The organism is Streptomyces sp. R818, from assembly GCF_056172735.1.
This window is the reverse complement of sequence record NZ_JAOCNE010000014.1, coordinates 348,207-364,951: the sequence shown is the minus strand read 5'-3', so window position 1 is coordinate 364,951 and position 16,745 is coordinate 348,207. Positions and strand designations below refer to the sequence as shown.

The following is a 16,745-nucleotide window of genomic DNA, read 5'->3' as shown; positions in this document are numbered from 1 at the left end:
GCCATGTCCTTGCCATACGGCATCGATCCCGTCTACCTGGTCGCGGCCCTCGGGCTGCTCGCCCTCGCGCTGGCCGGCTGGTCGTTCCGGCGCAACCGGAACCGCGCGGACGGCAGGCGCGTCGGCACCCCCGCGGTGTGGGTCTCCGCACTCGCCGCCCTCAACTGCACCATCTACTCCGCCGACACCAGCTGGCGGTTCGCGGCCGACTACCTCGACATGGCCGGCACGGTGGAGCGCGCCATGATGTTCAGCGCGGGCGAGGCCGCGCTGTTCGCGACCGCGCTGATGGCCCGGCAGAACTTGAAGACCCAGGAGGCGCCCGGACTGCCCGGCGCCCTGGTCTGGGTGATCACCGGGGTGGAGGTCATCCCGGCCTACGCCGAGTCGGCCGCGGTCGGCGGCACCGTGCGCGCCTTCGTCGGCCCGGTCATGGCCGCGGTGCTGTGGCACCTGGCCATGGGCATCGAACTGCGGCTGCACAAGCCGGACGCCGCCTCGCAGGGGCTTCTGGCCACGCTCGGACGCGAAGTACGGGAGCGGCTCCTCTCCCGCCTCGGCATCGCCACCCGCAACCGCGATGCCGCGCAGATCACCAAAGACCGTGCGTCTCGGCGGGCGGTCGCCCTTGCCTCCCAGCTGGCCGGCATGTCGTTGGCGGATCGCGAGAAGGACACCCGGGTCACCCGTCGACTTCAGGCCGCGCTCACTCGGGCCGAAGTCGGCACCGATCCTCGCCAGCGCCAGGCGTTCTTGGAGGAGCTGGCTGCCCGTCGGCACGCGGCCACCCTCGCGACCATCGATCTGCCCTCGCCGTGGGTGACGGCTCCGGATCCCAAGGACGCCGGTCTCCAGAACGGCTACCCGCTCGCCCCGCGCCCGTCGATGCTGTCGGCGGCCGAGAACCCGGTGGAGCGACGGACGAGTGCGGTCCCCAATGACGATCCCCGAAGCGGTGGGGACGGGGACCATGCGGAATCGGGGACGGGCACAGAGCCCGAAAGGGACCGTCCCCACACCGTCCCCAACCACGGTCCCCAAAGCAGTGGGGACGGGGACCATGCGGAATCGGGGACGGGCACAGAGCCCGAAGGAGACCGTCCCCATACCGTCCCCGACGACAACGGGGACGGCGTCACCGAGTCCGTCTCAAGCCTGCCGAGCGAGGGGACGGGGACGGCGCTCGGGGACCGAGGCGACGTGTCGGCCATGGGCACAGCAGCCGACGTCGACATCAAGGTTTCCGCCACGGACGCTCGCGAAGCTGCTGCTCAGGGCGCTATTAGACCGTCCCCGGCACCCGTCCCCGACGGCGGAGGGGCCGGCGGACACCTGGACGCGGAAACGGGGACGGGGGGCGAAGGGGACCGTCCCCACACCGTCCCCAACGACAACGGGGACCGCGGACACCCGGACACGGAAACGGGGACGGGGGGCGAAGGGGACCGTCCCCACACCGTCCCCGTGCGCCGGAAGCCGAAGCCCAAGGCGAAGGCGCAGCGGAGCCGGCCGGGGGGCGGTAAGTCCAAGCGTCCTCAGCGCAAGGGGCTGAGTCCCGAAGAGACGGCCGACCTGGTGCGTCCCCACGTGCCCGCGCTGCTGGAGCGCGATGGGACCGAGGTCATCACCCGTCCCCAGCTGCGGGAAATCCTCCGCGCCCTGAACCTCGCGGGCGGCCGGAACGAGAACATTACGCGGCTCCTGCAGCTGCTGAGGTCCGAGACGAACACCACTACGGCAAGGGGCACGACCCGATGAAGACCTGCCACAGGTTCGAGCGCATCAAGGACGGCTTCGAGAAGGACGTCCTCTTCCTGCGCGGGCACGCCGAGCGCCACCTGGGCTCGGCCGCGGCGAAGACCAGCGCGAAGAACGCCGTCTCCGTAAAACGGAACATGGCTCGGGCCCTGAACACGCACCTCGCCCGCTGCCGTGAGTGCGGCTGACGCCGGCGAAAGCCCAGGTCAAAGCCCTAGATCCTCATTCGTCATGGTGGCCCGGCGTCGGTCGGGCCACCGCCCCTGCCCCGGAGGGACCGTCATCTCTGCCCGCCACCCGCGCACGCACGCCGCCTCGATCGCTGAGGCCGGCGTCTGGGCGGACGTACTCGTACGCCACCAGCTGCTGCACGCCGCCGTCCTAGTCCCGAACGGCCAGTGGCTCGTCCAACACCACCCCCACTCGGCCGTCGAGGTCCTCGCCGACCCGACCGCCATGGTCGATTTGGCCGCCGAGATCCAGCACCGCATCCGCTCTACGAGGAACCAGAACCGATGACAAACCCCGCTGCCGAGCCCGATAATCCGGAACCCAACTCGACCTCGGCGGGAGCAAGTTGGTGCAAGAGCATTGCTCCCGGTGGGAGCAATGCTCTTGCGTCTCCCGCCCCTGGGGTGGCGGGAGCGGATCGGCACCGGGGGGCGCCGATCCGTCAGGATGCGACCGAGGGCGGCTCGCATCCTGAAACGGGGGAAAGCAACCCCTGCCACAGCGCAGACTGCACCCACGCCGCTACGCCGAAGCCGCACGTTCAGCAGCGCGAACGCCAGCGCAACGAGAAGAAGCGCAAGTACCAGCCGAGCTGCCGCATGAATGACGACGAGTACCAGCTCCTCGTCACAGCCGCCGCGACCTGCCGCATGAGCGTCGCCAACTACCTCGCCCATGCCGCCCTCAGTGCCGCTCGCGATCTCACCCGCACGGAAGCCGAGGTCGCCGGCCACCGCGAAATGACACGCCGCCTGTTTGCCCTGGGCCCCGCGCTGAGCCGGATCGGCAACAACCTCAACCAGGTTGCTGCAGCCCTGAACCGTGACGAGCCGGCGCCGCAGGCCCAAGCGGTCCTCGACGGTGTCGACCAGGTTCGCCTGGAAGTCCAGGCGTTCATCCAGCACTACCTGGACAGCGAGCGACCGGCAGCATGATCCCCTCAGTGAACGACATGGGTGACGACACCCATGGCCTGCTGAAATATCTGTACGGCCCCGGCAAGGCTGAGGAGCACATCGACCCTCACCTTGTCGCCGCATGGGACAGCCTGGCTCCCGATCCCGGCCGCAACCCGGACCGCAAGGCGGCGCTGCGCGCCCTGCAGGTCCTCCTCGACCAGCCCGTCATGGCCTTGCCCGAAACCGAACGGCCCGCCGAACACGTCTGGCACCTGTCCGTACGCGCTGCGCCCGAAGACCCGATCCTCACCGACGAGCAGTGGGCGGACATCGCCCGCCGCATGGTCTCCGCCACCGGCATCGCGCCCGAGGGCGACGACGCCGCCTGCCGTTGGGCGGCCGTCCGACATGCCGACGACCACGTCCACATCGTCGCCACCGTCGTCCGCCACGACGGCCGCCAGGCCCGCATCCGGCGCGACGGTGCCCGCGCCCAGGCGGAAGCCCGGAAGATCGAAATCGACTACGACCTGCGCCGGGTGAACACCGGTGACGGAACCGCCGCCAAACGCCCGAGCAGCGCCGAACGCCACAAAGCCAACCGCCAGGGCAAGGAACGCACGCCACGCGAGGAGCTGCGCGAGACGGTGCGCCGCGCCGCCGCCGGCGTCGCCAGCGAGGCGGAGTTCTTCGACCGTCTGACTGCCGCCGGCCTCCTGGTCGATACGCGCGCCGCGCCCTCTGGTGATCTGCTCGGCTACAAGGTCGCGCTGTCCGACGACCGCAACGAGGACCAGGAGCCGATCTACTATTCGGGCTCCACCCTCGCGGCCGATCTCTCCCTGCCTCGCATCCGTGAACGCTGGGCGAACAACGCCTCCGAGCCCGGCCAGGACGCCGCCACGGATCGCTCCTCCGGATCGGACCGCATCAGCCCCTCGGACGCGCGCCGCCAGGCGACGACGGCGTCGTGGCAGGCCGTACTCATCATCGACCAGGGTGAGGACGGGCAGATTTCCGGCCTGATCGCCGCGGGCGGCGAGGTCCTCGACGCACTCGCCAAGACCTCTGCGTTGAACACCCGGCGTGAACTGCGCGACGCCGCCTTCGTGTTCGAACGGGCGACCCGCTCCCACATCCGGGCGGAGCGCCAGCACGCCCGCAATCTGCGCAAGGCCGCCCGCGACCTCGTCCAAGGCGGGCCGGCACTCGGGCGGGTGGAGGACGGTGCCACGACCGCCATGCTGATCGACATGGTGTTCTTCCTGGTCACCGCCACCGCACAGTGGCACGCGATGAAGGGGCACGCCCAGCAGGCTGCTGCTGCCCGCCAGGCCGCCGAGCACCTGCGCGCCGCCTACCAGGCCGCAGCGCCGATGTATCTGGGCGTCATGCGCGACCGTGGCCGGCGCATGTCCCTGCCCCTGCAACGCAAGCAGACGGCCTACCTGCGCCGGGCGGTGCCGGAGCTGGCCGAGCAGGTCCTCGCCGAGCCGGGCTGGCATGCCCTGGCGTCCACCCTCGCCGACGTCGAGGGCGCCGGGCACGATCCGGCCGCGCTCCTGGCCGAGGCCGCCGAGCGGCGGGAGCTGGGCACCGCCGATTCGATCAGTGACGTCCTCGTGTGGCGGCTTCGACGGATGGCAGACCTCCCCGCTGACGCTTCCGCAACGCCTCCCACCCCGGAGAAGCACACCACGGCGCCGACCCGCCGCGGGCGCACCCGCACCGCGACGCCCTCTCGCAGGCCGGGGCCGGGGGCCGACGGCACACGCGAGCATCGGCGGTGAACAAGGCGTTCAGACCAGGACGGCAACCATCGCGACGGCCACGGTGGCTCCCGCGATGCACAGCATCGCGGTGCGCATGGCCGGCACCCGACGAGGAGCCGGTGGCGACGAAACGTCTCGGGTCCCGTCGCACGCACAGCCCGGAGCATGCTGCAGGAACGGTGAGTCCATCCAATAGGCGCCCCGCAGTTGCGGCGAGACGACTGGCAAAGGGGAGTTGGGCATATCCGGACAACGCCGTGTCCCTCCCGACGGTACGGGCCGCAATGCATTTGTAACTGTCCCGTCCCGTTCGACCTTCTCGCCTCACACCTCGGTGACCAGGGGATAGGTAAATCACGGTGAACAAGACAGCTCTCGAAATCCCAGAAGACGTTGTCCCGCAGATCGACGCGTGCGCAACCATCCCAGCCTTCGTTGTCGGTGGATTGCACCAGGCCCCGTGGTCCACGCCGCTGTGTGTAGTTGAACCGCCCCGGGTGTGATGGTCTCCATCACACCCGGGGCGGTTCAACTACAGGAGCTGCTCAACTGCTGGACCGGCACCTGCACCACCTGCCGACACCGCAACAGAACCTACCGAAGCACCACTAGTTGGTTCCGGCTGTGAGTTCACTGAACAGTTTGTTCGCCGACTCGGAGGCGAACTGGCGCTGGAGCTCGGCGCGAGCGATCTGCTTCTTGAACTCGCCCTCGTAGCCGGTGAATCCGGCGTTGTGCATGGTGTCGGTGATCCACGTGGCGAACGCCTGGTAGTTCCAGATGTGCGGCAGGCAGGTCTGCGAGTAGCTGTCGAGGAGGCTGGAATCGCCCTCCGTGGCGTGGCGGATCACTGCGCGGGCGAAGACCTCGGTGTCGTGCAGGGCGAGGTGGATGCCCTTGGCGCTCATCGGCGGCACGATGTGCGCGGCGTCCCCCAAGAGATAGAGGTTGCCGTAGCTCATCGGGTCGAACACCACGCTGCGCAGCGGAACGATTTGCTTGGACAGGATCTGCCCGCGCGAGGGCGGCGTGCCGAAGCGGACCTCCAGCTCGCTCCAGATCCGCTCGTCCGGCCACTGCTCGGGAGTGTCGTCGACCGCGCACTGCAAGTAGATCCGGCTGGCTTCAGGGCCGCGAGGAATCATCCCGGCCAGGCCCACTTCGTGGATCGCCATGCCCGAGGGCTTGCTCTCGGTGGCCACCAGGACGCTGAGCCAGGAGTAGCCGTACTCGTGGGAGTACTCGGTCAGCGCGGAGGCGGGAATGGAGCGGCGTGAGACGCCGTGGAAACCGTCGCAGCCGGCGATGAGGTCGCAGTCGATGGCTCGCGCCGCACCGTTGGCGTCCCGGTAGCGCACCACCGGGTGGCCCTCGCTGAGGTTCTCCAGGGTGACGTCCGCGGCTTCGTAGCGCAGGTCACCGCCCTCACGGAGGAACACCTCGGTGAGGTTGCGCACCAGGACCTGCTGCGGGCAGTACAAGCTCTCGTTGTTGTCCTCGTCCACGTCGATCGGCATCGCGTGTCCGTCGATGTAGAAGCCACCCTCGCTGTGCGGGATAGGGTCGCCCGCCAAGACCTCTTCCAGGCCCCAATCGCGGAAGAGGCGCACCCCGAAAGTGTCGATCGTTCCGGCGCGCTGGCGCTTCTCGACGTAGGCGCGGGGGTGCTTCTCCAGCACGACGCAGTCGACGCCGTTGCGCAGCAGGAAATTGCCGAGAGTCAGACCGGCAACGCCGGCCCCGATGATGACGACAGCCGTGTCGTCGCGTGTCTCAGTCATGCGTGCGAGCCCTTCATGATCCGTGCAGTGGTTTACGCGCCGAGCGCGTACGCCGCGGCGCCGGCCGGGAGATCGGAGGGCCAGCACTCGCTCGCTGTCCACTGTGAAGACCCAGCGGGCTGCGAACCACTGGTAAGTCGACACCAGATACCGGAAAGCCGCCAAGATGCTCTGATGTCACACGCTGTGCATCTGACCAGCGCAGATTGCCCCCGGTTGGGGCTAGGTCGTGTCCGCAAAGTCCCTCCTGCCCCGCGACGCCTGGCACGCACTCTCGCCGCACCGGGCACAGACCCAAGTACGTCCAGTACGAGGGACTGCGCCCGGCGCGCCGAGAGCACGCACCAGACGCCGCGCGGCCCGGGCTTCGGGCGGACGGAGGGACTTTGCGGACACGACCTAGCGCGCGTGAAAGCGCAAGCCGGCCTGGTAGCGACCGGGGGTCTGGCCGACGACCTCGGTAAAGGCGTCGATGAAGGTGGACGGATTGGACCACCCGCACGCGACCGCGGTCTGCGTCACCGTCATCCCGTCGGTCAGGTGCGCCAAGGCGTGGTGGATGCGCAGGGTGGTCCGCCAGCGGTGGAAGCTCATGCTCAGCTCGGCATGGAACAGGCGGCTGAGCGTGCGCTCACTGGCTCCCACCGCCCGGCCGAGTTCGGCCAGGGTGGAAGGCCGAGCGGGGTCCGCGCGCAGCAGGTCGGTGGCGGCGCGCAGCCGGTCGTCGCTCGCTTCGGGAAGGTGGAGGGAGGTCTCGGCGGCGTCCGCCAGTTCGTCCACGATCACGGCGAGCAGGCGCCGGTGGGCGCCGGGGCGCCGTTCCGGCTCGTCGGTGAGGGCCAGAAGGGCCTCGCGCAGCAGCGGGCTCACCGCAAAGACGCTGGGGTGGCCGACGAGCAGGGCGCCCAGATCGGGCGGGACGGACACCAGTCGTACGTCGGTCCGCCCGTAGAAGCGGTGCGAGTGCGTAAAGCGCGGAGGCGTCCAGGTGATCCGATCCGCCGGGGCGACCCAGGTGCCGCGCTCCGTCGCCGTGGCCAAGGCGCCGGCGGCGGCGTAGACCAGCTGGCCCTGGACGTGGCTGTGGGGATCGAGCTGGAAGCCGTGCGGCAGCCAGGCACCGCCCTGCAGGATCTCCTCGTCCGCATCGGCGGGCAACGGTGAAGTGTGGCGGGTTGTCGGCATCAGGCGTCAGTTTACCGGTGGTCTCGCGCAGTGCGCCGCGCTGACAGTGGTCGCATGACCACGATGACGCGCGAGTCCCGCCCCCGGTGGAGGTAGCGGTGGCCTCCCGGATCCAACGCCCGCGCAAGCGGCGGATGCTGTCGTTGACCGTGCAGGGAAGCGAACAGCCCAGTCCGCACTTTATGACTGTCACCCTCGGCGGCGAGGACGTCCAACACCTTCAGTGGTCGGGCTTTGACCAGGCCGGACGTCTGTTCTTCGCCGACCCCAACGACGACGCCACGGAGGTGTTCCTGCCCAGCAGCGAGCGGTGGATTCTCCAGCTCACGCTCCAGGGCGGCAAGCAGCGCCCGCGGGTGCGGACCTACTCGATCCGGCGCTTTCGGGCCGAGGCATCGGCGTTCGACATCGAGATCTCACTCCACGCTGCCGAGAGCCCCGGCTCGGCCGGCCCGGGCACCCGATGGGCGCGCGCCGCCGAGCCAGGCACCAGAGTCGCGTTCCTCGACGAGGGACACAGCTACGCGCCCGCGCCTGGCGCCGCCTGGCAGCTCTTGGTCGGTGACGAAAGCGCTCTACCGGCGATCCTCGCCATCCTGGAACAGTCCGCGGCGAACCTGCCCGCCGAGGTCTTCCTGGAAGTCCCGTCATCCGACGACATCCGCAGCGACATCACGGCGCCACCGGGCAGCGTCATCCACTGGCTGCCCCGCACCGACGCGGGCGCGAAACCCGGTGCCCTCGCCTTAGACGCGGTGAAGCAGACCCGTTTTCCCGACGGCCCCTTCTACGCCTGGACAGCTGGCGAGTCCTCGATGGCCACCGGCATCCGCCGCCACCTCGTCAGCGAGCGCTACACACCGAAGTCCGACATCTCTTTCCGCGGCTACTTCAGTTACGGCCGCGCCAGTCTCTAAACACCCTGCCACGCAACCACCTCTTACACCCTGCGCGTCACCGCCATCCTCTCAGTGCACCGCCCAGTTCCTCGCCCGCTGCCAGCCGCTTGAGGGAGTGTCCAATAGACGGCGGATCCGATGATCAAGGAGACGCCTGATGAGCGAGACCATCACCGAGCACGAGGCGGCGGAGGAGCCGGTCGTCGAGCCGGTCTCGGATGCGGTCTCGGACGAGCAGTTGATCGCGATGCTCGTCGACCGCGCCCGGACGGACGGGCTGCACCGACCGGCAAGGGCGGGCTGCTGCAGCAGCTGACCAAGCGGGTCCTGGAATCCGCCCTGGAGGGCGAGATCACCGATCACGTCGGTTACGACAAGCACGACGCAGCGGGCCGGAACAGTGGCAACAGCCGTAACGGTCCCCGTTCGAAGACGGTGCTGACCGATGTCGGGCCGGTCGAGGTGAAGGACGTCACGTCCGTGGCCAACATCCCTCGCCAGAGCAGGTGGTAGAGCACCGGCAGCACCGCGATCCGGTCACCGGCCGCCTCCCACAACGGCCGCGGCTCAGCGAACACCTCCAGCAGTCGCCCCGCCGTCTCCTGCCGCCAGCAGCGAGGATGGCCGTAGCCCCGCAGCCAGCGCAGGTTCGCCAACAGAACCGGGCTGATCACACCCACCCGCCTGAACGCCCAGCCAGCCAGTCCACAGACACGCTCGGTCGCCGCGAACGCCTCCGCATCGTCCGGGCCGATCCGGTCCTCCGGACGGACATCGACCACCACCCCAGTGCCGTCGACACGACGGGCGAAGAAGTCCGGAACATGCCCGAGCCGGCCCCGGCGCGTGGGCCAGAACAGCCGGAACGGCTGCGACACCAGCCCCGTCACCTGCGGATCGAAGTCCATCAGCATCGCGTGATCACGCTCCAGCCGGGACTCGCACGCAAACGACTTCCGCACCGTCGTCGACCAGTAATCCCGGGGCACCGACCGCTGCCCGGCGTACGTACGCACCTTCCGCACCGGCGGCAACGACTCGAACCTCGCCGTCCACGCCGCCGACAGGGGCTCACGACGGCGTGCGCGGTCCTCATCGACGTACTCGACCTCGAAAACATCGTGCCCGACGTCGGCGAACGCTTCGACAGCCACCTGCCCCCCTCACCAGAGCGAACGCACAAGCGCTGTCCACGAGAGAGCCACACGCTCCTCAAGATCAGCAACCGATCGGCAGGCAAACCGCCCTTGAGAGCGAAAACGAAGCGGGACAACAACAGCCAGCGGCAACAAGGGCTGGGACACGGATCCCCTGGTGTCGAAGCGAGCGACAACATGTCCGGGACAAACTGCGAACCGCACAAGCTCAGCTGAGACAGCGGCAACATAAGGAAGGACGGGACAGTAACGAGAGGCCCGCTCGCGTCCGCTTCGTCTCTGCGCTCCCTCGGAAATGCCGGTCTCACTTCACGAATTCTAGAGTTGCAGCAGTTCAGCGACTTGCGGCACTCTCCTCGTGCAGGCGAGACGACAGAGATGGAGACGGCATGTTCCGACGCAACCGTGCGGACCGAGAGTTCCGTGAAGCCCAGCGAGCCGGACAGGCGCTGTTGGCCATGCACACCGAGTGGCCCGAGGCTCCCGCCCCGGTCGCTGCGCCGGCCCCGGCCGCGCCGACCGACGCCACGGTGGTGCCCGACTTCCTGCCGCCGGATTTCCGCGCGCCGTGCCGCCAGGACGTCTCGGGCTTCATGATGCGCTGGGACGTCCCGCTCGTCATTGACGGCGAAGTCCACGCCTGCCACTGCGGCGCGTACCGGAACTGGATCGTCTTCAACATGCACGACGACTCCGTGTGGCTGCGCTGCGAGGCCGGCCACGAAAGGCACGAGACCCGGTTGGACACCGCCTGGTACAACCGCAACTCCGGGCCGGTCGATCACTTCCACCCCAACCTCGAAGACGGCCTGCGCCACCTCGGCCACTGACGGCGCGAAACCCCTTCCCCCACCCCTGCGTTCATCGGCACCCGGAGGGCCGATCCGGTCAGACCATCCGTCTCGCATCACCAAGGGGTTTCACGTATGCGCCGCTCCACCACGACTGTCCTCGGCCTCGGCGCCGTCTTCACCGTGCTCGCCCTGACCGGCTGCGCCGGCCACGCCGAGCCCGCCGATACCTCCGCCTCCGCTTCCGCACACCGGGGCGGCAGCACCGCGGCGGAGTCCGTGCCGCTGTCCTCGGCCCAGCTGGACCAGCGGCTGCTGAACACCCACGACCTGGGCGAGGGCTACACCCGCACGCCCGAGGCTCCTCGCCGCAACGACGACGTGACCGCGATCGGCTGCCCGGCGCTGGAGAAGCTCGGCGGCGCTACGGCCACCGGCTCCGGCCTCGACTTCGCGCGCAAAGCGAAGGCGTCCTTCGCCTACAGCGGTAGCAGCTCTTCCGAGGTCAGCGAGGAACTGTACAGCGACAGCCCGACGAAGCTGTCCACGGGCCTCTCGACGGTCTTCGACGCAATGCTGTCCTGCCCCTCGTACCAGGTGGCGTCGGGGAGCACGGCCGTCGACATCGGCACCGTGAAATCGTCCGCGCCGAACCTCGGCGACGAGCAGTGGAGCCAGCTGCTCACCTTCTCCGTCGGCGGGCAACGCAGCGTCGTCAAGCAGACGGCGATCCGCGACGGCAACATCCTGGTCCTCGTCTCCGGCTCACCGGGCCTCGTGGACGCTCACCTGGACAAGGCGCTCGCCAAGGCCCGCACGGCACGCTGATCTGCTCCTCCGGCACCTGCCCCGGTGTCCGGGCCCGCTCTTCCGACGGGCCCGGACACCGGGGTTTTCTCGTTCGCGCCGATCAGCCGTCGAGGCGGAGTTCGCCTGGCTCGTATCGGAGTTGGAAGGTCTGGGCGTGCTCGCCGTGCATCCAGTACAGGGTCATGGTTGACAGCATGCTGCGCTTGACGTACCGGGTGCGCGAGGGCATTCCTTCGTCCTGCTCGACGATCCACTTCTCCACTCGCTCCGGCAGCCCGAACCGGAGCGCATATACGTCGGGGTGCTCGGCGGCGCGCAGCTCCCAAACGGGGTGCGAGGCTGCCTGATTGATGCGGCGCAGACGCACCGCATGCGTGGGGTGCTCTCGCGCGTATTCCACGAAGCCGTACAGATCGTCCGAGGCGAGACCCAGAACGAACGGCGCGGCCGGAAAGGCCAGAACAAGACCGAGCTGCGACCGGCTGCGCAGACCGTCCGCAAGGAAATCGAGGGGGCCACGAATCGCGGCGGGCAATTCCAGACCACCCGGATCCATCTGCAAGAGCGGCCCGCGGAGATACGCGCGCATCTCGCGCATCTTCGGCCGCTCACTCGCCGGAGCCGCCTTGAGCACTGCGTAGATCTCGTCAGCCGCGGTCCTTACGAGACTCCGCAGCCCATCAAAGTCCGGTGCAGAAAGGTCGATCAGCGATATCTGGTGGGCCAGCGCATAGTCCTGCGCCTCCGGAGTAAAGCCGGACGTCGAGAAGATCGCGTAGCTGTAGCGGTAGCGCGTCCGCGGCCGACCAGTGCCTGGCGCGGAGAGCGTGGTGGTCTCCGCCTCGTTCACGTCGTGGATCACACCGTGGCCGTTTCGGACAGTGGGAAGACCGACCCGTGTGGTCAGGTACTTCGCCTCAACGAACAAGCGCACCGGCAGGGAGAACGGCGGGACGTACCGGAACTGCCCGAGCGCGTCGACCTGATGCCACGCGCCACGTCCACGGACCAGCAGACCGTTCTTGTCCTCCTTAAGTACCTTCCACGGCTCTTTGTCCTGGTCGTCGTCGGCCGTGAGGACTTCGAAGCCGCTGGAGCGCAGCAGCCAGGCCAGCACCTCCTCCAGGAGGTATCCGCTCAAGGGCCCGATGCGGATCAATTTGTCTGCCACAACGACGATCCTATGTAAGGGCATGATCTTGGTTCCAGGGGGGTGTATCAGGTCTGAGGGACGGATATACAGAAGGCCCGGTGGCGCCGCTCCGTGAAGAAAGCGGCACCACCGGGCCTGGAAAAGAGGGGGCCTCACGTCCGTAGATCCGGCCGGAGACAGCGGCTACGCGACGCCCGTCACCCGCGGCGGACGACGGTAAGACGGTCCCCCGCTCCCGCCGGCAGTACCCGGCGCGGTACCGGGCCGGGCGCTGCGAGCGAGGAAGCGAAAGCGGCGACCAGTTCATGCGGGGCGCTCGCGCTGAAGCTCGCACACCACAGGTACGGCGCCCCAAGGACGGGCTCCGCCCACGCCTGCCACCCCAGAAGGTCATCGCGGGGGTCGACGTCGTGGATGAGCGGCGGCAGTACCTCCAGCGACACGTTCGTGGAGAAGCCAGGGTCCGTTGCGGTCGTGCGCGGGCGGTCCATGTCGCGCAGCCAGCCCCGAGCGCTGAGGGCGGTGAGTACCGCCTCGGCGTTCTCGAGCCCGGCCTCCGGGGTCTCGCTGGCGTCGAGCGCGAGCAGGAAGTCGGCGAGCGCCTCGTGCGGTACGCCAGCGGTGAAGTACGCGTTCCACTCGGTCAGCACCGAGTCGGGGTACGGGCGGGCCGACATCTGCCAGGCCACCGGGAGGCCGCCCAGCTCGAAGGGGTAGGCGGCAAGGATCCACTCGGCGCCGCGCAGGCCGTCGGGGCTCACGAAGAGCAGGGTGTTGCGGGAGGTCGGCCACATGCGCCAGCCGAGGTCGGTCAGGGTGTCGCCGATCCGTTCGGCAAGGACGCCGTCGTCGCCGGCCAGGTGGCGCGGGGTAACCCAGTACATCGGGTCCGGTGAGAAGGGGTGGGAGGAATCGGCGGGGTGGTGCGGGTACAGGGGCGCCTCCGTCAGTTCGGGGTTGTGCTACTGGCCGTTGCCCGGGCCGGTTGCGCCGCGCCGGCGGCGCGGGGGTGCCTCGACCGGGCCCTGCCAGGTCAGTGCGACGGCCACGGCGGGCGGCAGAGGGAACTGCTCAGCCTCGGGCGACTCGGCGATGTAGACCACCGGCCTCCCGTGCTCGTCCACCGACTGCGCCACGCAGCCCAGACGGTGGGCCAGCGGGTAAAAGGGGTTGATGGCGAGCCGGGCCGTCGTGTCTCGGTCGAAGGCGGACAGGGCGTCGATGAGGTCGCCGACGGTCATCTCGGGCGCGTGCGGTTCCAAGGCGGTCTCCTAGCGGTGGCGGACGAAGCCGCGCGAGCAGGGGCAGGTTACGCGGTGCGTATGTGCAGGAAGGGGCGGGCGTTCCCATCACACAGGGCGGGAGGTGGACAGGATGCTGGCCACCACACCGGCGACCATCTCCGCCGGGGTGTCCGTGCCGAAGGCGATGCGGTAGCCGGGGACCGTGGCGGTGCCGGTGACCGCGATCACCCAGCCTTCGCCCGTCACCCAGTCCTCGTCCGGGCCACCGGGGCGGCCGGTCGGGAAGTAGCCGAGGTAGAAGCGGCCGTCGCGCGAGCTGACGTGCACGTCGGCACGGTCGTCGACGGTGTGGGTGAAATCGGCATCCGAGAATTGATCGAGCACCTCCATCGGCTGGCCGGCACCGAGCCTCCAGGAGCGCAGCCGCAGGGCCGCAACCGTGGTGGCAAATCCAGGTTGCGCCGCATCCAACGCCACAGAATCACCTCTCTGACCTGGGGTTCTTTCGGAATGTCGTTCAGGTTCACATAGCGTCGCGGTGTCCACCAGCCGTTTGGACGATCTTCCTTGTCTGCCCCCGGCGAACTGCCGTCCTCCCCACCCGTTGGCCAAGGCTCGCCCTCCTGCTGCACGCCAGGCCCGCTACTCTCTTGCCGCTATGGAGATCCCGGAGCCGACCGGTCCGCCGTACATCGATCCGGACTGCCCGGACCCGAAGCGTCCGGTCTGCGGGATCTGCGCGGCCCTCCTGTACCCGCGCGTGCAATTCGTGGTCTACAGCCGGCCCTCCTGGGAGTGCCCGTTTCACCCGGAGAACGGACACCGATACACCCGCGAGGCCGTGCCAGCCTGCGTCCATCCGGACAAGGTCGGTCTGGAGCCCGACAAGATCGCTCCGCCGCCCAAGGAGTTGCCGGACCAGGGTGAGGCGTCGACGCGCGGCCCCGGCGGGAAGCGTCCGTGGCGAGATCGTCTCGCGCCGCGCCGCCGCCCGTCATGACGTCTGAGCCCGCCAGGACGCGCCGAGTTCTGCGAGGTGCCTCCGGAGATTGCTGCGCTGCTCCTCCAGGTCCTGCGAGGCGGGCGAGAGGAGATAGACGTTGTCGCGGTAGAGACGGAATCCGAGGCTCTCCCACCCGCGGGCAATCTTGGCGTAGACGCGATCCCACTCGGCCCGGTCTCTCAGCGCCTGGCTGCTGAGATCGGAGACCCCGGGCGAACAGGCGACGGCTCGACAGCCGGCCATGAGGCGGTGGATCACCTCGCTGACGAGTGCGGTGGCCAAACCGTACCCGCGCCATGCGGAATCCAGCATCACGCGGTCCATGACGAGCAGTGCGGATCCGACGTAGTCCAGGCGCTCGCTGGCTTCGCTCGTGAAGGAGCCGGTCTCGGGGTCGAGGAGCGCTTGGGCGGTCTCGTACAACTCCTCCGATTCTTCCTCCATAGCCCGAAAAGCGTTTCGGCCGCGATCGAGGTGCACGCGGTAGAACGTCATTGCCCCGACTGTGGCGTCCTCGTCCCTGCACGAGGGGCACTCCGCGCCGGCACAGCGGGCCGTGGCTGCGAGCTCCGGGCTTGCGTCATGCACGCGTCGACGGTGAAGGATCTTCACTTCCCATCGCTCCAGCGTGTCCGCCTGCGGTGTATCTGAGAGGTCGTCCTCGTAGGAGATGCGCAGACGCAGGTCAGAGGGATCACCCGGGAGCGGGGGCGGCGTACTCACCCGGTCAACCTAGACGGCGAGGCGGCTCGCTGTCCTGTGTCATCGAAGTCTGATCGATGTCATCGAACTTTGAGTGAAGCACCCCACTTGTGTATGGGGCGGCGTGCGTCAGAAGCGGAGTGTTCTGAAGAAGGCGCGGATGTCGTCGACGAACAGCTCGGGGACCTCGAACGCGGGAAAGTGTCCGCCTTCGGCGTGCTCCATGAAGAAGGTCGTCTCGTCGTGGGGGCCGAGAAGTTTGCGGACCAGAGGGTTGCTGTAGAACAGAGAGGAGGCCATGGGGACGGCGGAGGCTCCGCCCCAGCCGGGATCGTCGGCGTGAGCCAGTTCCCAGTAGAAGTCGCCTGCCGCCGGACCCGTCCGCGTGAACCAGTAGAGGCTGGCGGTGATCAGGACGTCCTCGCGGCTGATGGGCGTGGCGGGGTTGGCCCACTGGACGAACTTCTCCGCGATCCAGGCAAGTTGGAGGATCGGTGAGTCCGCCAGCCCGGCCGACAACGCGTTGGGGGCGGTGGAGTGCAGTACCCGGTAGCCCTTCATCTGCGACCAGCTGCGCTGTGCGGCCTCCAGTTCCGCCTGCTCCTGCGGGTTCAGGCCCTCAGGCTCGGGAAAGTCCTCTCCGACCATGCCGAGCTGGAGGCGGTCGCCGTGGATGTGCGCCCCGATCACCCGCTCCGGTAGGAGCGAGGCGATCCGCCCAGTCACGCCGGCCCCGAGGTCGCCTCCTTCCACGCCGAAGCGCTCATAGCCCAGGCGGCTCATCAGTTCACCGAAGGCCAGGGCCGTGCGGTCCAGGTTCCAGCCGCGGGACGACAGCGGGCTGGAGAAGGCGAATCCGGGCAGCGAGGGGATCACGAGATGGAACGCGTCGGCCGGGTCTCCGCCGTGGGCGCGCGGATCGGTCAGAGGGCCGCTGGCCTGAAGGAACTCCACGAACGAGGTCGGGTAGCTGTGGTTGAGCAGCAGCGGCGTGGCGTCCGGCTCCGGCGAGCGCAGGTGCAGGAAGTGGATGGTCTGGCCGTCGATCTCGGTCAGGAACTGCGGGAACGCGTTCAGTCGGGCCTCGTGGGCCCGCCAGTCGAATCCGTCCGCCCAGTAGCTCGCCAGCTCGTGGAGGTAGTCCGGCGCGATGCCGTGGTCCCATTCCGCCCCCGTGCCGGGTACCGGATAGGGGGAACGGGTGCGGGCCAACCGGTCATGCAGGTCATCGAGATCGGCCTGCGGAATCTTGATCTGGAACGGACTGATGTCAGCGCACATGACGCGAACCTAAGAGCGCTCGGAGCACGTCGCGACTTGAACCCCGCAAAAGGAGGAGCGGCCTCACACGGGACCCGGC

The 16,745-nt window shown here is 68.8% G+C and carries 18 protein-coding genes and 1 pseudogene; 10 read left to right on the top strand and 9 right to left on the bottom strand.

Annotated elements, in window-relative coordinates; translation table 11 throughout:
- Positions 1–3 precede the first annotated feature (3 nt).
- The 5 genes from N5I75_RS33305 (at position 4) to N5I75_RS33285 (ending at position 4,678) form a co-directional block, all read left to right on the top strand.
- On the top strand, positions 4–1,758 hold the full coding sequence (locus N5I75_RS33305; RefSeq protein WP_476683816.1) for a hypothetical protein: 1,755 nt from the start codon (positions 4–6) through the stop codon (positions 1,756–1,758).
- A complete protein-coding gene (locus N5I75_RS33300) occupies positions 1,755–1,946 on the top strand; it encodes a hypothetical protein (protein ID WP_476683814.1) in 192 nt (63 codons plus the stop codon). Before N5I75_RS33305 ends, N5I75_RS33300 begins: the two co-directional genes overlap by 4 nt.
- 43 nt (positions 1,947–1,989) lie before the next feature.
- The gene (locus N5I75_RS33295) at positions 1,990–2,277 is read left to right on the top strand and encodes a hypothetical protein (RefSeq protein ID WP_476683812.1); all 288 of its coding nucleotides are present in this window, start codon (positions 1,990–1,992) and stop codon (positions 2,275–2,277) included.
- A 116-nt stretch (positions 2,278–2,393) separates the two neighbouring features.
- A complete protein-coding gene (locus N5I75_RS33290; RefSeq protein WP_476683810.1) occupies positions 2,394–2,924 on the top strand; it encodes a plasmid mobilization protein in 531 nt (176 codons plus the stop codon).
- A complete protein-coding gene (locus N5I75_RS33285) occupies positions 2,921–4,678 on the top strand; it encodes a relaxase/mobilization nuclease domain-containing protein (RefSeq protein WP_476683808.1) in 1,758 nt (585 codons plus the stop codon). Before N5I75_RS33290 ends, N5I75_RS33285 begins: the two co-directional genes overlap by 4 nt.
- 590 nt (positions 4,679–5,268) lie before the next feature.
- Here N5I75_RS33285 and N5I75_RS33280 read toward each other — a convergent pair.
- Both N5I75_RS33280 and N5I75_RS33275 read right to left on the bottom strand, forming a co-directional pair.
- Positions 5,269–6,441: a 4-hydroxybenzoate 3-monooxygenase gene (locus N5I75_RS33280; protein WP_476683806.1), complete on the bottom strand. Its 1,173-nt coding sequence runs from the start codon at positions 6,439–6,441 to the stop codon at positions 5,269–5,271.
- 399 nt (positions 6,442–6,840) lie between these two features.
- Positions 6,841–7,626, bottom strand: a complete 786-nt coding sequence (locus N5I75_RS33275) for a helix-turn-helix domain-containing protein (protein WP_476683804.1) — start codon at positions 7,624–7,626, stop codon at positions 6,841–6,843.
- A 98-nt stretch (positions 7,627–7,724) separates the two neighbouring features.
- Here N5I75_RS33275 and N5I75_RS33270 point away from each other — a divergent pair, with 98 nt between their 5' ends.
- Positions 7,725–8,543: a siderophore-interacting protein gene (locus tag N5I75_RS33270; protein ID WP_476683802.1), complete on the top strand. Its 819-nt coding sequence runs from the start codon at positions 7,725–7,727 to the stop codon at positions 8,541–8,543.
- Between the two features lie 139 nt (positions 8,544–8,682).
- Positions 8,683–8,993, top strand: a pseudogene (locus tag N5I75_RS33265) (transposase); the annotation flags it as partial.
- On the opposite strand, the gene N5I75_RS33260 reads toward N5I75_RS33265, so the two are convergent.
- Positions 8,894–9,679, bottom strand: coding sequence for a TnsA-like heteromeric transposase endonuclease subunit (locus N5I75_RS33260; protein WP_476683800.1), 786 nt, complete (start codon positions 9,677–9,679; stop codon positions 8,894–8,896). The pseudogene N5I75_RS33265 and the gene N5I75_RS33260 overlap by 100 nt on opposite strands.
- Before the next feature lie 392 nt (positions 9,680–10,071).
- Between N5I75_RS33260 and N5I75_RS33255 the strand changes: the two genes are divergently transcribed.
- Both N5I75_RS33255 and N5I75_RS33250 read left to right on the top strand, forming a co-directional pair.
- Complete coding sequence (locus tag N5I75_RS33255; RefSeq protein WP_476683798.1) at positions 10,072–10,512, top strand: hypothetical protein; 441 nt, start codon at positions 10,072–10,074, stop codon at positions 10,510–10,512.
- A gap of 96 nt (positions 10,513–10,608) precedes the next feature.
- Complete coding sequence (locus N5I75_RS33250) at positions 10,609–11,301, top strand: hypothetical protein (protein WP_476683796.1); 693 nt, start codon at positions 10,609–10,611, stop codon at positions 11,299–11,301.
- 82 nt (positions 11,302–11,383) lie between these two features.
- Here N5I75_RS33250 and N5I75_RS33245 read toward each other — a convergent pair whose 3' ends face one another.
- The 4 genes from N5I75_RS33245 to N5I75_RS33230 all read right to left on the bottom strand — a co-directional run bounded on the left by N5I75_RS33245 (position 11,384) and on the right by N5I75_RS33230 (position 14,157).
- Positions 11,384–12,454 (bottom strand): hypothetical protein, encoded by a 1,071-nt coding sequence (locus N5I75_RS33245; RefSeq protein WP_476683794.1) that lies wholly within the window; start codon positions 12,452–12,454, stop codon positions 11,384–11,386.
- Positions 12,455–12,633: 179 nt separating this feature from the next.
- Positions 12,634–13,320 (bottom strand): SPDY domain-containing protein, encoded by a 687-nt coding sequence (locus N5I75_RS33240; protein ID WP_476683792.1) that lies wholly within the window; start codon positions 13,318–13,320, stop codon positions 12,634–12,636.
- A 78-nt stretch (positions 13,321–13,398) separates the two neighbouring features.
- Positions 13,399–13,677, bottom strand: a complete 279-nt coding sequence (locus N5I75_RS33235) for a hypothetical protein (RefSeq protein WP_476684864.1) — start codon at positions 13,675–13,677, stop codon at positions 13,399–13,401.
- A gap of 108 nt (positions 13,678–13,785) precedes the next feature.
- On the bottom strand, positions 13,786–14,157 hold the full coding sequence (locus N5I75_RS33230) for an SPDY domain-containing protein (RefSeq protein WP_476683790.1): 372 nt from the start codon (positions 14,155–14,157) through the stop codon (positions 13,786–13,788).
- Positions 14,158–14,338: 181 nt separating this feature from the next.
- Between N5I75_RS33230 and N5I75_RS33225 the strand changes: the two genes are divergently transcribed.
- Positions 14,339–14,680, top strand: coding sequence for a hypothetical protein (locus tag N5I75_RS33225; RefSeq protein WP_476683788.1), 342 nt, complete (start codon positions 14,339–14,341; stop codon positions 14,678–14,680).
- Here the strand turns inward: N5I75_RS33225 and N5I75_RS33220 are convergent.
- Both N5I75_RS33220 and N5I75_RS33215 read right to left on the bottom strand, forming a co-directional pair.
- Positions 14,675–15,406 carry a hypothetical protein gene (locus N5I75_RS33220; RefSeq protein WP_476683786.1) on the bottom strand — a complete coding sequence of 244 codons (732 nt, stop codon included), beginning with the start codon at positions 15,404–15,406 and terminating at the stop codon, positions 14,675–14,677. The genes N5I75_RS33225 and N5I75_RS33220 overlap by 6 nt on opposite strands.
- 108 nt (positions 15,407–15,514) lie before the next feature.
- Entirely contained in the window at positions 15,515–16,666 is a 1,152-nt protein-coding gene (locus N5I75_RS33215) for an epoxide hydrolase family protein (RefSeq protein ID WP_476683784.1), read from the bottom strand.
- Positions 16,667–16,745: the final 79 nt, after the last annotated feature.

Bases quoted from the DNA above. Each gene is read 5' to 3' on its own strand.
- N5I75_RS33305 (WP_476683816.1), top strand. From the start codon at position 4: ATGTCCTTGCCATACGGCATCGATCCCGTCTACCTGGTCGCGGCCCTC.
- N5I75_RS33300 (WP_476683814.1), top strand. From the start codon at position 1,755: ATGAAGACCTGCCACAGGTTCGAGCGCATCAAGGACGGCTTCGAGAAG.
- N5I75_RS33295 (WP_476683812.1), top strand. From the start codon at position 1,990: ATGGTGGCCCGGCGTCGGTCGGGCCACCGCCCCTGCCCCGGAGGGACC.
- N5I75_RS33285 (WP_476683808.1), top strand. From the start codon at position 2,921: ATGATCCCCTCAGTGAACGACATGGGTGACGACACCCATGGCCTGCTG.
- N5I75_RS33280 (WP_476683806.1), bottom strand. From the start codon at position 6,441: ATGACTGAGACACGCGACGACACGGCTGTCGTCATCATCGGGGCCGGC.
- N5I75_RS33275 (WP_476683804.1), bottom strand. From the start codon at position 7,626: ATGCCGACAACCCGCCACACTTCACCGTTGCCCGCCGATGCGGACGAG.
- N5I75_RS33255 (WP_476683798.1), top strand. From the start codon at position 10,072: ATGTTCCGACGCAACCGTGCGGACCGAGAGTTCCGTGAAGCCCAGCGA.
- N5I75_RS33250 (WP_476683796.1), top strand. From the start codon at position 10,609: ATGCGCCGCTCCACCACGACTGTCCTCGGCCTCGGCGCCGTCTTCACC.
- N5I75_RS33240 (WP_476683792.1), bottom strand. From the start codon at position 13,320: ATGTACTGGGTTACCCCGCGCCACCTGGCCGGCGACGACGGCGTCCTT.
- N5I75_RS33235 (WP_476684864.1), bottom strand. From the start codon at position 13,677: ATGACCGTCGGCGACCTCATCGACGCCCTGTCCGCCTTCGACCGAGAC.
- N5I75_RS33225 (WP_476683788.1), top strand. From the start codon at position 14,339: ATGGAGATCCCGGAGCCGACCGGTCCGCCGTACATCGATCCGGACTGC.
- N5I75_RS33215 (WP_476683784.1), bottom strand. From the start codon at position 16,666: ATGTGCGCTGACATCAGTCCGTTCCAGATCAAGATTCCGCAGGCCGAT.